At 69.6% G+C, this 14,949-nt stretch carries 15 protein-coding genes; 7 read left to right on the top strand and 8 right to left on the bottom strand.

Annotation, left to right across the window (positions count from 1 at the left end; translation table 11 throughout):
- Positions 1-88 precede the first annotated feature (88 nt).
- The 3 genes from R5W23_RS22480 to R5W23_RS22470 all read right to left on the bottom strand — a co-directional run bounded on the left by R5W23_RS22480 (position 89) and on the right by R5W23_RS22470 (position 4,851).
- Positions 89-3,046, bottom strand: coding sequence for a sigma-70 family RNA polymerase sigma factor (locus tag R5W23_RS22480; RefSeq protein ID WP_320688229.1), 2,958 nt, complete (start codon positions 3,044-3,046; stop codon positions 89-91).
- A gap of 132 nt (positions 3,047-3,178) precedes the next feature.
- Positions 3,179-4,288: a prenyltransferase/squalene oxidase repeat-containing protein gene (locus R5W23_RS22475; RefSeq protein ID WP_320688228.1), complete on the bottom strand. Its 1,110-nt coding sequence runs from the start codon at positions 4,286-4,288 to the stop codon at positions 3,179-3,181.
- Complete coding sequence (locus R5W23_RS22470; RefSeq protein WP_320688227.1) at positions 4,285-4,851, bottom strand: hypothetical protein; 567 nt, start codon at positions 4,849-4,851, stop codon at positions 4,285-4,287. Before R5W23_RS22470 ends, R5W23_RS22475 begins: the two co-directional genes overlap by 4 nt.
- Positions 4,852-5,244: 393 nt before the next feature.
- Here R5W23_RS22470 and R5W23_RS22465 point away from each other — a divergent pair, with 393 nt between their 5' ends.
- Both R5W23_RS22465 and R5W23_RS22460 read left to right on the top strand, forming a co-directional pair.
- Positions 5,245-6,249 (top strand): ABC transporter ATP-binding protein, encoded by a 1,005-nt coding sequence (locus R5W23_RS22465; protein WP_320688226.1) that lies wholly within the window; start codon positions 5,245-5,247, stop codon positions 6,247-6,249.
- An 87-nt stretch (positions 6,250-6,336) separates the two neighbouring features.
- Positions 6,337-7,149, top strand: a complete 813-nt coding sequence (locus tag R5W23_RS22460) for an ABC transporter permease (RefSeq protein ID WP_261183964.1) — start codon at positions 6,337-6,339, stop codon at positions 7,147-7,149.
- 97 nt (positions 7,150-7,246) lie between these two features.
- Here the strand turns inward: R5W23_RS22460 and R5W23_RS22455 are convergent, their stop codons facing one another.
- Both R5W23_RS22455 and R5W23_RS22450 read right to left on the bottom strand, forming a co-directional pair.
- The gene (locus R5W23_RS22455) at positions 7,247-7,792 is read right to left on the bottom strand and encodes a hypothetical protein (protein ID WP_320688225.1); all 546 of its coding nucleotides are present in this window, start codon (positions 7,790-7,792) and stop codon (positions 7,247-7,249) included.
- Between the two features lie 299 nt (positions 7,793-8,091).
- Complete coding sequence (locus R5W23_RS22450) at positions 8,092-8,892, bottom strand: DUF2231 domain-containing protein (protein WP_320688224.1); 801 nt, start codon at positions 8,890-8,892, stop codon at positions 8,092-8,094.
- Positions 8,893-9,134: 242 nt separating this feature from the next.
- On the opposite strand from R5W23_RS22450, the gene R5W23_RS22445 reads away from it, so the two are divergent.
- The 4 genes from R5W23_RS22445 (at position 9,135) to R5W23_RS22430 (ending at position 10,488) form a co-directional block, all read left to right on the top strand.
- Positions 9,135-9,371 carry a hypothetical protein gene (locus R5W23_RS22445; RefSeq protein ID WP_320688223.1) on the top strand — a complete coding sequence of 79 codons (237 nt, stop codon included), beginning with the start codon at positions 9,135-9,137 and terminating at the stop codon, positions 9,369-9,371.
- Between the two features lie 43 nt (positions 9,372-9,414).
- Positions 9,415-9,600 carry a hypothetical protein gene (locus R5W23_RS22440; RefSeq protein WP_320688222.1) on the top strand — a complete coding sequence of 62 codons (186 nt, stop codon included), beginning with the start codon at positions 9,415-9,417 and terminating at the stop codon, positions 9,598-9,600.
- Between the two features lie 179 nt (positions 9,601-9,779).
- On the top strand, positions 9,780-9,968 hold the full coding sequence (locus R5W23_RS22435; protein WP_261183957.1) for a hypothetical protein: 189 nt from the start codon (positions 9,780-9,782) through the stop codon (positions 9,966-9,968).
- Positions 9,969-10,080: 112 nt separating this feature from the next.
- On the top strand, positions 10,081-10,488 hold the full coding sequence (locus R5W23_RS22430) for a DUF2171 domain-containing protein (RefSeq protein WP_261183956.1): 408 nt from the start codon (positions 10,081-10,083) through the stop codon (positions 10,486-10,488).
- 113 nt (positions 10,489-10,601) lie between these two features.
- On the opposite strand, the gene R5W23_RS22425 is transcribed toward R5W23_RS22430, so the two are convergent.
- The gene (locus R5W23_RS22425) at positions 10,602-11,618 is read right to left on the bottom strand and encodes an ATP-binding protein (RefSeq protein ID WP_320688220.1); all 1,017 of its coding nucleotides are present in this window, start codon (positions 11,616-11,618) and stop codon (positions 10,602-10,604) included.
- 295 nt (positions 11,619-11,913) lie between these two features.
- Between R5W23_RS22425 and R5W23_RS22420 the strand changes: the two genes are divergently transcribed.
- Positions 11,914-13,566, top strand: coding sequence for a YegS/Rv2252/BmrU family lipid kinase (locus R5W23_RS22420; protein WP_320688219.1), 1,653 nt, complete (start codon positions 11,914-11,916; stop codon positions 13,564-13,566).
- 111 nt (positions 13,567-13,677) lie between these two features.
- Here the strand turns inward: R5W23_RS22420 and R5W23_RS22415 are convergent, their stop codons facing one another.
- Both R5W23_RS22415 and R5W23_RS22410 read right to left on the bottom strand, forming a co-directional pair.
- Positions 13,678-14,202 carry a hypothetical protein gene (locus R5W23_RS22415; protein WP_320688218.1) on the bottom strand — a complete coding sequence of 175 codons (525 nt, stop codon included), beginning with the start codon at positions 14,200-14,202 and terminating at the stop codon, positions 13,678-13,680.
- Positions 14,203-14,266: 64 nt separating this feature from the next.
- Positions 14,267-14,806: a DUF308 domain-containing protein gene (locus tag R5W23_RS22410; RefSeq protein WP_320688217.1), complete on the bottom strand. Its 540-nt coding sequence runs from the start codon at positions 14,804-14,806 to the stop codon at positions 14,267-14,269.
- Positions 14,807-14,949: the final 143 nt, after the last annotated feature.

The raw sequence follows: 14,949 nt of genomic DNA, 5'->3' as shown, positions 1-14,949 counted from the left end.
CCTCCGGAGGAGTCATCCCCGCCGGGCGGGAAACGGACGCAAGGAATCGCTAACGCATCGCCTTCGGTGACCGTTGCCGGAGCCGGCGTCATTCCTGGTCCTTGGTCGGTTCCAACTCCAGCTCTCTCATTTTCCACTTCTGACCCGGGAACTGGACCCGCTCCTTCGGGGGCAGGTGGCCTGGGTCGTAGCGCCGTTGGCCGCGGAAGAAGTTCAGTTGGAATTCCTGGCCCGGGAACAGACCGTCGATGCGGTACTCGCCGTTGCCGTCGGTAACGGTGGTGTCCGACCCGTTCAGCCCCCGGAACGCTTCCGCCACCTCCCGCCGCGCGTGCCAGACGTGGACGGTGAGCCCGACCAGGGGTTTGCCGTCCTTACCCACTACCCGGCCGGTGATGCTTCCGGGCTCGGTCAGCATGACCGCCGGGTTCTTGTCCGCGGTCGTGAGTGTGAGCGTGCCGACCAGCTTCTTTTGGTCGTGGTAGACCGCCAGCAGTCGGCCCGGCTTCTCCTTCGGCACGCCCATCGCCAGTGCGACGATGTCCTGCTTCGGCTCCGGCATTGGGAGGTCCAGGTTGTAGACGGTAAGTGTGTCGCCGGCGGTTGCTTTCGGGCGGGCGAACTCGACGTGCGTGATGCCGGTGGCGTACGCCCCGGTGACCGGTTTGCCGTCCGTGTCCACAACCTTTACAAGGGTCTTGGGCGCCGGCTCGAAGTCGATGTCCACGGCCAGCGCGGTGTCGTTCTCCTTCGTCTCCAGGACCTTGCACCAGTTGCCCTGTACGAAACTCATCCCACCGCCGTGGCCGTAGAACGTCAGGGACCGGGCTTGCCAGTAGCTGAAGGCGTCCGGGTACTTGGGGTCGGGTACCGGCGGTCGGAACTCGTCACGGGGGGCCGCCGCCATCAGCAGCACCCGACCGGGGATGACCACCACGCGGTACCGCCCGTCCTTATCCGACCGGAAGTTGCTGGGCGCGCCGGACGCCGAGTGCGTGAACGGCGGGTACTTCTCGACGAACGGGTTGTTGCTCATGACCTCCGCGTACAACTGGGCCTGGACCGGCTCGCGGGTGGCCTTGTTTCGCACCGTACCGGAGACGATGACCCCCTTCGCGCATTTCAGGTTAATGGTGATCGGCTCGTAGCCGGCGGTGTCGTCCGCGAAGCCCTGGCAGGCGATCAGCCCGGCGGCGGTGTCGGCGGGCACTTCGACCATGTACCCGGGGTGCTTGCGGGCGCCGCGGATCTCGTACTTGCCGTCCGTGTCGGTGACGGCTTCCGTCCGGTCGCGCGTCACGTCGCGCTTGTTCGGGCGGGTGAACGCGACCGTCACCCCGACTCGTGGTTTGCCCTCGGGTCCGGTCACCCGGCCGCGAATAATTTTCTCTGGCTCCAGCACCACCGTCGGATCGACGCCGTAAAGCTGCCACTTGCCGCCCCGGGGGAGCCCCTTGATCTCGCTGTCCTTCGCCGCCTTATTGAGTGGAGCGGGATCGAACCCGTCCTGGTTGAAGATGATGATTTCGCGGTTCGCCACACCGGCCCCGTGAACGCGCAGGTGGAAGAGCTGCTTCTCCCCGACGCCGGCGACCTCGAACCGCCCGTCCTTGTCCGAGACGGCGGTGTACGGGGAGCCCGCGCTCTTGGGGCGGTCGGCGTACCACATCTCGCGGTCGCCGTAAGGCGGGACATCGTTACGCGAGCCGTCCGTCACCCACCGCCGGAAATGACTTTCCCGCGAGGTGTCGGAGTTGTACACCGCGAACTCGTTCGCCGTGACGGTCGCGCCGACGACCGGCCGGCCCTGTTGGTCGAGCAGGCGCCCGCGCACCGGTCGCTCCTTCGGTAGCCGGAACGTGACCTCAGCGATCGGAGTCAGGGTCCGCGGGCTGCTCACGCTCCCGTGCGCCACGAAATCGATCCCGTGGCCGGGCGCGGTGGCCACCAGCCACCCGCCCCAGTCGCCTCGCGTCATGGGCACCGTTACCTTGAACGCGCCGTCGGCCCCGGTCTCGCCGACCGGCTGCGGGTTGCCCTCCAGCCAGGCGAGGGCCAGTTCCGCCTTCACCGGTCGGCCGTCGTGACCGATCACCCGGCCGGTGATGATCCGCTCTTTCACTTCGGTCTTGGTGTTCGGCTTGGGCTCGCTCTTCTTTTCGGTCTTCGGCGCCGGCTTGTCGTCCGCGTGGGCGGTGACGGGTTGCGGGGGCACGAGGCCGGCCGTCAGGCCGAGGGCGAACACCGCGGCGGTCAGGGCCGCGGCAAACAGCTTCAGAACGGGGATCACGGCGAAGGCTCCGGTGGCGAGCGCGGCGACGGTCGGGGACGGGCTCCCCTTCGCCAGCCGCACCGCGAGGTCCGTCAGTTCGCGCGGCGGACCGTCCGCCGCACGCGCGCTTCCCATCACCAGAGCCAGCCAGCCGGCCGAGAGCAGGACGCCGCGCCGGGCGATCCGCTTCTCCAACAGCGCCCGGCCGCGCTCGAGGTGCCCCCGGAGCGCCCCGACGGTGGTACCGAGTTCCGCCGCCGCCTCGTCGCGGGTCAGCCCGCGCACCCCGCACAGCAGGAGCGGCAGCCGGTACTTCTCGGGCAGGGCGTTCAGCTCCTCGTGCAGGGCCGCCGCGGCCTCGCGCCAGGAGAGGTCCGACGGGTCCGTCGTCCGGTCGGTGCGTCGGACGGCTTCCGCCTCGCGCGCGGTGCGGCGCCGCCGGTCGGCCCGGCAGCGCACCGCGACCCGGTGGGCGACGGCGAACAGCCAGCCCCCGAGCGGCGCCGGGTCGGCGGCCAGCCGGGGCGCTTTCTTCAGCAGCACGAGGAAGGTGGCCTGGAACGCGTCGTCGATGTCGGCCGGGTCGCGGAGCACCTGCCGGCACGCCACCAGGACCGTTGCGCCGTGCCGCTGGACGAGGGCGCGGAAGGCGCCCTCGTCGCGGGACGCCACGAACCGGGCGAGCAGCGCCTGGTCCGTGGCGGACACGTCGGGCGCCGCATGGGCCGGCTTCCGGACGCGGCGAATCACCTGGGCGAGCGGCGGGCGGGCCACGGCGGGTACCTCCGGTGAGAGGGAACTCAACTCACACTGCCCGGAGGCCCGCCGCGCGGCGCGCCAGTTTCGTGAACGGTTCGAGATGGCGGCCGTGTGAGGGGCGGTCGCGGGGGCGAGTGACCGGGCGGCCTACGCTTGCAAGATGGGCAAGTAGTGGTCGGACAACTGAAGCACGATGAGACTCATCGCCGTCGCGTACACCGGCCCGAAGATGGGGTCGTCCCACGCGCCGTCGCGGGCGCGCGAAAGGAGTTCGTCACGCGCTGCCGGTGCCCACGTCGCCCAGTAGGTTCCGCCGGCGGTCCACATCGCCAGCGCGGCATAGTAATGGGCGTAGTAGTAGTACGCCGGCGGCAACTCGCGGGGCGTGAGCGACCGGCCGGGCCGGAACTGCTGCACGTACCGCAGCCCCCGCTCGACCTCCGGCCCGCTGTACGCCCCGGTGCTGAACAGCCCGACCAGGGCGGCGGCGCTGCGGGCGAACATGGACGTTTCGCCCGCGCCGCGGGTGTACGAGAACCCGCCGTCCGGCCGCTGGCACGCCAGAAGGAAGCACGCGGCCGAATCCACCACGTTCTTGCGAACGAGCACCCCGGCGTTCCGCGCCGCCCGCAGCGCCAGGAGGTGCGCCACGGTGGCCGACACGTCCGAGTACGGCGGGTGCGGGGTGTACCGCCACCCGCCGTCCGCGCACTGCGCCCGGACGGTGTACCCGACCGCCCGTTCGAGCGCCGCCCGGACCCGCCGCTGCCGCTCCGGGTCCGGCAGCGTGCCGGACAGCTCGCCCAGGAACAGGCACCCGAAGCCGTGCGAGTACATGGCCCGCTGGTTCCACTCCTCGGTGCCGGCCCGCGAGCCGCCGGGCGGCGTGAGGAACCCGCTGACCGGTCCGTCAGAGGCCGCGAGCAGGTAGTCGGCCGTGCGGGAAACGGTGCGGGCGTACCGCCCGCGGCCCGGGTGGTGGCCGCCGGCCAACAGGGCCAGCCCCGCCAGGGCCGTGACCCCAACGGCCGCCGGGCCGGGCGGGCGCTCGGTGGCGAACCCGCCGTCCTCGCGCTGGGACCGCGCCAGAAAGGCCAGCCCGCTGTCGATCGCGGTTTGGGTCGCCGGCGTGACGAAGTCCACCGGCCCCTCAGGCGCGGGCGCCGGAGGCGGCCCGGCGTGTCCGGCCTGGAGGAGAGAGCCGGCGCCGCCGATGGCGGCCAGGCGCAGGACCGAGCGGCGGGTGTGTCGGGTCATGAGGAGGTCCGATCGTCCGCGCGGGGCGCCGCGCCTTCATGCGAGCCCGCAAGTGCGGCCGGGTACACGCCGGCCCTGGGGTGGCCGACCGCCCCACCGGCGCACACGCCTGCCAAGGCGCCCGCTACCGCCCCGAACCACAAGGTCGCTTTGAGCACCAACTCCAACCCGGCCCCTCCCCGCCACAGGAGCCCGCCGAGCGCGGCACCGCCGGTCGCGGCGGACGCCCCGCCCACCATCGCAGCGAGGAACGAACTGGTGAGCACCGGCCGGCGGCGTCGGGACGCCCCCACGGCAACCGGGCCGACGGCACTGCCGACCCAGGCGCCGCTCACGAACCCGAAGTAAGCGGCCATCGCAACCGGAGCCCACGGCTCGTCCTTGAACCGGGACAGGCCCGTGTCCAACCCGCCGTAGCCGGCCGCCAGCACCGCCAGCCACAAGAGGCTACCGGCTGAACACCACACCCAGCCGAGACCGACCCCAAGAAAGCCCCGGCCGAGGCGCGCCGCTAACGTTATGGGGCGCGGGACCCGGCCGGCCCGTTCGGCGGCAGTGCGCACAAGAGACCTCGACAAATTGAACAGCCCACGGCGCGCAGGACGCGCCGCGACAACCGCACCGGCGAGAACCTTCCTGCGGCCCGCTCTGCGGCCGGTTAAAGCGCGGTGCCCACCGGAAATGGTATCCGTTCTGCGCGTCACGCTGCGGAAAAATCCCTTCCGGTGCGCGGGCCGGAACCCAAGTCACAACAGGGCTCGGCATTCGCTCTTTGTCCCCAAATCAGCCCCCGTTATAAACGGTACCGTCGGCGCGTCCGGTGCGTTCGGCACTCGGCGCCCGTACAGGTTACCGTTTCGCGTTTGTCGGTTTTACAACTGCCCTGGATTCGTTAAACCCCCGCGGTTATACGCGCTTGATAGACGCGAAATAATCGCACCGGGGGAGTTGCGCCCGTGGCTGACGACGGTCCCGAACTGGTTGTCGAAACACAGCACCTGACCAAGATCTACCAGAACCGGCAGATCGCGCTCAACGACGTCTCGCTCACCATCGAGCCGGGGTGCGTCCTCGGCCTGCTCGGGCCGAACGGCGCCGGGAAGACCACGTTCCTGCGGCTCATCCTCGGGCTGCACCGCCCGACCGCGGGGTGGGCGAAGGTGTTCAAGCAGACGATGTCGCCCAACGCCGCCGACCTGCGGCGCCGGATCGGCTACATCCCCACGAACCCGCAGTTCCCGAAGGGCATGACGCCCATCGTGTACCTCGACTACATCGCGCGCCTCTTCGGGCTCCCCGCCGACGTGCGCAAGCCCAAGCTCGCGACCCTGATCCGCGCCGTCGACCTGCTCCCGCACTCGGGCGAGTCCATCGCCCACTTCACCCCGGGCATGACCGCGCGCCTCGCCGTCGCCGCGAGCCTCATCAACGAGCCGGACCTGCTCATCTGGGACGAACCCACCCACGGGCTCGACATCGAGGCCCGCCGGTCGATGCTGGAGCTCATCAAGTCGCTCGCGGCCGAGAAGACGCTCATCATCAGCAGCCACAACCTCAGCGACGTGGACGAGGTGTGCAACCACGCCTGCGTGCTGAACAAGGGGCAACTGATCTTCCACGGCAGCCTGCAAGACCTCAAGGGCCGCATCCGCAAGAACCACTACGAACTCGACCTCGACGGCGAGCAGAAGTCCATCACCAAGTGCGTGCAGGTGGTGCGCGGCATGAAGGACGTCACCCACGCCGCCCTGCGGTTCCGGCGGCTGGAGATCAAGCTCGGCGACGAGACGCCGAACGCGCTGGTGCTGGCCCAGGTGTTCCAAGCGCTCGCGGACCACAAGATCGCCCTGATCACCGTGCGCAGCGTCGGGATGCAGACCGAGCAGGCGTACCTCGATCTGGTGGAGAAGGAAGAGAGCCGCGGGTTCGCCCGGCTCTACAAGGATGTCGAAGCGGCGTAGGAGTGGCCGTTCCAATCGTCACCGGCCGGAAGCCGTAAACGTGAACCTCGCACCCCACTGACTGCGACGAAGGTGAACCGGTGACGCATGGCAAAGGATAAAGGGCGAAAGAAGATGGACGCGTCGCCGCCGGTGGTCACGGTGCGGTTCAACAAGTTCCTGCCGTACTGGGCCGTGCTCCAGACGGACCTGAGACAGACCGCGCGCAGTTGGGTGTACCGGCTGTGGGTGCTGATGACCGTGCTCGCCGCCGCCGGGCTGCTGCTGTACCGCGTCGGGCTGCACAAAGAGGCCGGCATGTTCCAGAGCGCCGCGGCGCAGACCGGCGACCTGTTCCGGCTGATGATCCTCGGCAGCCTCGCGCTGGTGGTGGTGCTGGCGGTGTCCAGCATCAGCTCCGAGCGCGGCACCGTGGCCGACTCGGTGCTGAGCCGCGGCATCAGCCGCTACCAGTACTTCCTGGCGAAGTGGCACGCCCGGCTCGTGGTGGTGACGCTCACGCTCGCGGCGCTCGCGCTCGGGGTGGTGGTCGCGGCGTACTTCCTCTTCAAGGACGACGCCCAGTCGGACCTGTCGCCGGGCGGGGCCGCCGCCGCCGTGCTGGTGGTGTGCGCGCTGTTCGCGGTCATCGTGTCGTGGGGGGTGGCCATCGGCGCGCTCGCCAACAGCACCATGCTGGGCATCACGGTGTTCTGGCTGGTGCTGTACGGCGTGGGGTTCCTGCTCACGCTGATGCCGGAGCCGTGGCCGTCCCCGGACCGCCAACTGGCCCGGCTGAAGTTCATGCTCCAGGGGCAGTACAACCCCGCGACGCTGACGCAGCTCCTGACCGGCGCGTTCGTGCTGAGCTCGGCCGCCGCCGCGGTGGGCTTACTCGGGTTCAGCAAGCGGGACGTGTAGGGGGGCGCTCAATGACGGACGAGGCCGAACTGAACGGGCGCATCGGGCGACTGCGCATCAGCGAACAACTGCACCTGATCTCGGCGCCGCACAACGTTCACTTCCGCGCGTCGAGCGTGAAGAACATCTTCTGCCGTGCCGGCTTCCCCTTGTACATCACGCCCAAGTAGAGGCCCGGCTCGACCTCGCGCAGCTCGTCCCGCACGTCCGGCCACAGCTTCGAGCCCGAGTAATCGAGAATCAGCGACGGCTGGCCGTCGATCAGACTTTCGCCCTGGTAGACGTCCGCCGGGATCGCCCGCCCGATGCCGAACACGCGGTTAATCATCGTGGCGTCGTCGCGGAAGATTTTACCCTGCCACACGAGGCGCGTCGCGCGGGCGTTCGTTGCGGTGAGGCGCCCTCCGGGGTTTTTGATCGCACGTCCCGGAACGAACCCGCTCGGCACCGACGCCGGCGGCGCGCCCAGGTACAGAGCCTCCAGGTCGGCCTTCGACATCCGCACCAGATCGTGCATCTCGAGCCGGGGGGCGCTCGGCGCGCCCTCACCGGCCGTCGCAACCGGCACGGACACCAGCAAACCCGCAAGAACCGCCAACGTCGCGAAGCCCGGCACAGCCGCCCGGCGCAGTAGGTGCGTCATCGTATCGCTCCCGTCTTCCCAAACTGGATGCGATAACGGGATCGGCACCCCTTGCGCGACTTGTCCAGTTTGCCGGCGCGATCGGAATGCGGGGGTACGAGAGGAGGCCGCGGAGCCCGCGCGATCGTGCGAACCGGAATCCAGCGGGCCTCACGGCGATCACCCGCGGGGCCAGAGCCGGCCGGAGCCGGTAGCTGTTGAGAGGCGTGGGATTCTCATCACGACTTGCGTTCTGGGATGTGCTTGGGGCCGGAGCACCCAACGGCGAGCGCGGAGCCGCTGTTGGGTAGCACCTGACTTCAACCGGCCGGGACCACGAGCCGGACACGTCCCCCGACCTCTTCGACGTGGTACGTTTGAACCGATTGCTCGGCCGGTCCTGCCGTCACAGCGCCGGTTCTCGCGTCGAATTGCGAGCCGTGCCACGGACAGGTGACGGTTCCGCACGCCAGCACCCCGTCGGCCAGCGAACCGCCGCGGTGGGGGCAGCGGTCGTCAAAGGCGGAGTACCCGCTTTCCGTGCGGGCGAGCACAACCCGCAGCCCGTTGACGTGCAGGAGCTTCATCTGCCCGACTTTCAGTTCGTCCGCTGAAGCCACCTCGATCGTCTCCCCGCCCTTGCCGGTCAGCGTCGCCTCCTTCCACTTTCCCGCGCCGGCGTACCGGTGGTCGACGCCGATCTGGTTCCGGAAGACGAGCGTCCCGCCGAGCCACCCGCCCGCGGTCATCACGGCCAGGCCGACGAACTCCGCCACGATCGTTCCCGTTCCGGGTTGCAGCGTGTCGGGGTGGCGGAACGCCCAACCGGCCCCGATCAGCGCAAGAGCGGCGAGGTTGACACCCAGGTGCCACGTGGCCCGACGGCTCGCGGAGCTGTTCGGCGGCACCACCAACACATAATCGATGAGCCCCGGCACGCCGGCGACGAGGCCGCCGATCACGGCCGCGGTCGCGAGGTACGCCCCGGCCGACCACAGCGTCGCCCACTCGCCGATCACCCCGACCGAATCGGCGACCGGCGCCGCCACCCCAAACGCGATCGGGAACGCCACCAACATCGGGTGGAGCGGGTGACCCTTGATTTGTGCGGCGCTTCGCATGGTCGGTCTCGGTGTTTCGGGTGACGGCACGGGCGTCTGTCCGCGCGGCGGTGGCGAGTGCAATCGTTGCGCCACGGCCGCTCGCCCGACTGCGGCGCGAGGTCCGACAATTCTCTGTGACCGTGATCCAGAGGTGAAAAGAACGTGTGAGGGGGCTCGAACCTTTTGCTCCGCACGTGCCGGCGCTTGGCACATCACTTGCGGCCTCATTCACGCACTCGCCCGCATCGTGGAGACGCGCCATGAGCAAGAAAAACCACAGCCCCGGCCCCGTTCCGGCCGGCAACCGCCCGCAATCGGGTACGGCGTTCAGACCGCAAGACGACGAGCCGAGCGCCGCTACGGAGCAGGGCGAGGGCTTTCAGGAGGAAGACCCGAAGCGGCGGCTCGGTGACTTCACCGGCACGGGCGAGCACGCCCGCCAACAACCCGGTCCCAAAAACGACGGCGGCGCCCGCCACGGCGAAGACGCCGGCTGAGCCGAGCACCGCCCGTTCTGGTTTCCCATTTCAGGAGACAGTGATGGCCGAGCGCACCAAACGCGGCGACGAAGATCGCAAGCGCGAAGACGAGGAAATGACGGGCGAACCCGTGAGCACCGGCGGGCCGGATGGTGCGGAAGCACCAACCGCCACCAGAACCCGCGATAAGGGGCTGGAGCCTGCAAAAGACGTGCGTCGCGAAGGACAGGGTGCTGAGGAGGATTGAGCCGCCAGACGTACCCTCGCCTTCGACGCACAAGAACAAGCCCCGGACATCGTCCGGGGCTTTGCTCGTTAGGGGGCTGTCGGACTGCGCGGGGGCGTTTGGTGATCGGCACGGCAGTTGCAAATAGGTAGCTCGCCAAGCCACCGGGCTCAACCCGGGCCAAGACAGGAGACAAACAAATGGCGGACACCATCAAAGAAAAGATCCAAAACGCCGGTGAAGCCGCGAAGGACGCGGCCAAGAAGACCGGTGACAAGATTCAGGAAGGTGCTGAGACGATCGCCGAGAAGACCGCCGACGCGGTCAAGTCGGCGGGCCAAGCGGCCAAAGACGCCGGGCAGAAGTTGAAGGACAAGAGCGGCACGTGAGCCGCGCACACCCGTTCCTGAACCGGTCCGCAAACATTCGGGCGGACCACTCTACTACCGCTCATAATGAGCGCTTCACATAGGCCCCCAGCTAAAACTGAGGAGAACGATTATGTCGAACATCAAAGACAAAGTGACTGACGCCGGCCAAGCGGTTGTTGATGCGGCGAAGAACGTCGGGCACAAGATCGCCGAAGGGGCGTCCGAAGCCGCCGCCTATGTGAAGGAGAAGGCCGGGTTCGGGTGCGCCGACAAGGGCGAGAACCAGGGCGTGGCCGGGATCAAGGAGCACATGGAGGTGTACGCCTCCTGCGGCAAGAAGGTGGGCGTGGTGGATCACCTCGAGGGGAACGCCATCAAGCTGACCCGGAGCGACAGCCCGGACGGTCAGCACCACTTCGTGCCGACCGCGTGGGTCGGGCGGGTCCACGAGGACCACGTTCACCTGACCAAGAACTCGGCCGAGACCGAGAAGGGGTGGAAGTCGGACGCCGCGTCCTGTTCGAGTTGCGGCGCTTGAACTCGCCTCCGGCGATCAACGTGCGGGCCGCCTCTTGAGGCGGCCCTTTTTTGTTTCTGCTCGTCCCGAGCGTGGCGGCAGCGGATTATGCAGCGGCACCTCGGAACCTGAGTTCACACTCCGGCTGGGCGATCTGCGTCCGGCGAGTAGGCGGGCCAATGGAACCACGTGTAGTAGTCGGCCCCTTTCGTGGTCGCGCCCAGGTACCCCCGTGCCACGGCGTCGGTCGGAGAACTCAAACCGAAGCAGTCGGCGACGATTTCGGCGCAGTTCGCCAGCCCCACGCCGGTACCCCCGCGGGTGATCCCCCCCGCGAACAGTCGCTTCAGGTCCCCCACCCGTTCGGCCAGGAACGTCGCTTGGTCGGGGGCGATGGCGTTCTGAACCACCCACCGGGTGAGCCCGGCCGTGACCGGGAACACCCACAACGTTACGCTCCCGCCGGCCGCGAACCGGACCGCGTTGTTCACGTAGTTGTAAACGACGCGGTCGATCGAGGAGGTCTCCAGGCATCGGGCCGAAATGGTTCCGGTGAACGAGGACCGCACGCTCACCTGCACCGGGCCGTTCGGCCCCCGTGTGGCCATGCCCTCCCACTTGGAGGTGAAGTGGTCGATGCCGTGCGCCTTCGTGGCCTCGTCCGCCTCGCGCACCACCGGGTCGATGTCCGGAAGCAGGTTGCGCATAATTTTGGCGTGGTCCCGGGCGGCGTCCACGCACTTGCGGACGACGCCCCGGTTCCCGGGCATGAGGTCGAGCAGGTCGGCGGTGCCGAGCAGCACGGTGAGCCCGCCGCCGCGGATGTCGTGGACCGCCTTGCGGATCGCCGGGTCGGCCGCGCCCGCGGCCAGGGTGGATTCGCCGAGCCGCCCGGCCTCGGCCAGCAACCCGCCGCTCCCGATCCGGCGGATGTACGACTCCAGTGCGGGATAGTTCGGGGTTTGCCGCATCGGGTGCCAGAGCGCCGGCAGCCCGTTAACGCCCTGGTACAGGTGGCCCAAGATCGCGCGGTCGGCCGGCGCGAACCGGGGCAGCGGAACCTCGTAGCCGGTGCCGTCGAACCGCTCCGACCGGCGGCTGGGCAGGGCGGTCGGGGCGAGGGCGTGCAGGGTATTAGGAATCTCGTACATAGATGGTGCGGTGCGCGCGATCGAGAGGGCCACAGTGCCGATAAATTGTAGTACACAGCCGCGCCGCGCCCGCACCGCGTGGGGTGGTTTTCCCACTTCTCCGACATGCGGCCCGAACCTCGCAAGGAGCCCGCCCAACGTGACCGCTCCGCACCTGCCCGCGCGGCGGCCGGCGCACTTCGGGGCCACGGTCCGGGCGGGGTGAGCGGGGCGGCTCGGAAATCGCATTCACACGTGCGGCTTACTAATTACGGCGCGGCGACGCCCTCCATAAATTTCGGCGGTGGCAGATTCCATGAAGGTGTGCGTACTGTTTAACCCTCGTGCCGGATCGGCCGAACAGATCACCGCCCTGCGGGCGGCCCTCGAAGCCGAACCGGGAGTTACGCTGCGCGAACTCGGTCCGGACGACGACCTCGCCGGGCTCGCCGGCGCGGCGGCGGGCGATCACGACGTGGTCGCCGTGGCGGGCGGGGACGGGACCGTTCACGCCGGGGCCAACGGGCTGCTGGCCGCGAACGGGCGGGCCGTACTGGCGGTGCTGCCGCTCGGCACCGGGAACGACTTCTGCCGCACGATGGCGGTCCCCCTCGATCCGGTCGAGGCGGTCGCGCTGCTCCGCACCGGGGCGCCGCGGGCGGTGGACGCGGTGCGCGTCGGCGGGGGCCGCACCGGCTTTATGGTGAACGCCGCGACCGGCGGCTTCAGCGGCAAAGTGGCCGCCGACGTGACCCCGGAGTTGAAGGCGTTCTGGGGGCCGCTCGCGTACCTCCGGGGCGCGGCCGGGACCATTGCCGCTCCGCCTCAGTTCCGCCTCACGATCCGGTTCGACGGCGGCCCGCCCGAAACGTTCGACGCCCTCAACCTCGTGGTCGCCAACGCCCGCACCGCGGCCGGCGGCATCACCGTGGCCCCGACCGCGAACCCGGAGGACGGGTTGCTCGACGTGATCGTGGTGCGCTCGGGCGACGCGCTCGATCTGTCGGTCGTCGCGGCCCGCCTGATGCACGGCGACTACCTCGGCGATGAGAACGTCGTCCACCGGCTCGCGCGGGCGGTCGAAGTTGAGTCGGACCCGCCGCTGCCGCTCAGCGTGGACGGCGAGCGGTGCGAAGGCGCCCGGTTCACGTTCGAGGTGGCGCCCGGCGCGCTCCGGGTTCTGACCGGTCCCGGGTATCACGCGAGCCCGGACGCCGAGCCGCCCCTCGAAGGGCACGACGAGCCGGCGCCGGCCGCGCCGCGGCCGAAGGGGATCGGCCCGCGGCTGTTCGGGTTGCTCGGCGGTGCGCTCCTGCTGGCGAAGCGGGCGCCCCGCGCGGACCTCTTCGGCCTCGGTGCGGCCGCGGTGGCGGTTCTGCTGTTCGTGTGGCTCGCGCGCGGGGTGACCGGTGCGGAGTGGCGCGCGTGGGACGAGCGCACCAGTGCGGCCGTCCGCGTGGGCGGCGAGCTGACGGGAGCGGCACGGGCGGTCACGACGTTCGGAGACCCCGGCGCGTTCGCGGTGCTGGCAGCGGCCGCGACGGCGCTGCTCCTGACCGTGCGGCGGTACGTGGACGCGGCGGCCCTGCTCGCGGTCGTCGCCGGGGTGGTTGTGCTCGAGCTGGTAATGAAGCCCCTGTTCGCGGTCGCACGGCCGGAACTGCCCGACCCGCGGTACACGGCCCACGGGTTCAGCTTCCCGAGCGGTCACGCGCTCCGGACGGTCGGGTTCTTCGGCTACCTCGGCTGTGTGGCGGTCGCCGGGGCGTGGCGAACGGGGTGGCGGTGGGCCGCGGCCGGTGCGTGCGGCGTTCTTGCGGTGTGTGTGTGTTGGAGCCGGGTGTACCTGGGTGCCCACCACCCGACGGACGTGATCGCCGGGGCGCTGGCCGCCGGCGCGTGGGTCGCGGCGTGCGTGATCGCCCGGCAGCACGCGGTGGCACGGACGCGGCGCGCGGCGGGCGCCTGAGCCGGTGACGCGCCCCGGCAGGGCGGCCGCCGACGACCCGACCGGTACCACAGGCGCGAGCAAGCTTTGCGCCGGCGCGCGTCTCAGCAAGCCGTGCCGCCGGCGGCGGCGTCACCCGATTACGAACGCGAGGGCGAGCATGATCGCCCCCACGACACACGTGACCGGGATGGCGATCAGGTGGTAGAGGAACGCGACCAGCGCGGCGCGTTTGAGTGTGGTCGGCAGGGTGACGGTTAGAAGAAAGCTGAGCCCGAACCCGGTGAACGGCAGCCCGGCCAGGAAAATCAACACGACCCCGGCGGGGTCGTCCACGCCGATCCCTAACAACTCCTGGGCTGCGACCACGAGACACAGGTACCCGACTGCGGTCGTGGCTCCGAGCACCAACGTGACGACGACCCCAGCCAGGAATCCCGGCTCGGGGACTGCCCGATCCGGAGCCGCGCGCGGGATCGGTGCCGGTCCGTCGGCGTCCCAGTCGTCCCACTGCCCGAACGGGTCTTGGGGTGTGGACGGCTCAAGCAACCGGTTCGCCGCGGCGACGGCCGCCCGCAGGAGCACAACGCCGACGACCAGCGCCACGCCCGCACCGACGAGGACGAACACGCACCCGAGCCCGAACATAACGGCCATAACTCGTTCCCGCGACGAACGAAGCGGTCATATCGTATCCTGCGAGCGGGGAACGCACACCCGATCAAGCGTCACCGCTCCCGCCGGCCAGGCCCTTGAGCAGCGCAATCACACCGGAAATGACCAGGACGATACCGAAGATCGAGATGCGGTCCCGTGACCAAGCGAAGGCGACCAGCGCGCCACCGAACAATATCGCAATCACCCCGCCGATGATTTCGCGGATGGCGCTGGTGCTGTTGGTGTTCTCTGAGTGACCGTAATCCTCTCGCGGGAACGACCGGGCCGCCTTGATCTTTTGTTTCTTCTTACGCGGCCTCGGCCGCTCTTCTTCATCGTCCTCGTAACGCGACTTCGACACCCCGTAGCCGCGCCGGTCGTCGTCGTCGTCGTCGTCCACCCGCGCGGGAACCGGCTTGCCGCGCACCTTGGGCGACGGGGCGGGCGGCGCCGCGGTGTCGTCCACGATCTCGAACGTCGGCTCGGGCTCCGCCGCGGGCACGGCGGCGACGCCGTTACACGCGGGGCATTTGACGTGCTTGCCGGCGTGCTGGTCCGGAACGCGCAGCGTTTTCCCGCACCCGCAATCGAAGATGATGGGCACGGTCGCCCTCCCTGATTTAAAGAACGTGTGAAGCGACGATCACCGTCGGACCTGCGCAATTGAACCCGGGCGGGCCGAAATTGCAAGCGCGGTCGGTGCGCCCGGCCGCCGCGCACCGCCGCGCGGGGCGCCGCACTGATACA

Source organism: Gemmata algarum, from assembly GCF_034097035.1.
In the GTDB taxonomy this organism is placed as follows: domain Bacteria; phylum Planctomycetota; class Planctomycetia; order Gemmatales; family Gemmataceae; genus Gemmata; species Gemmata algarum.
This window is presented reverse-complemented; position numbering and strand designations above follow the sequence as displayed.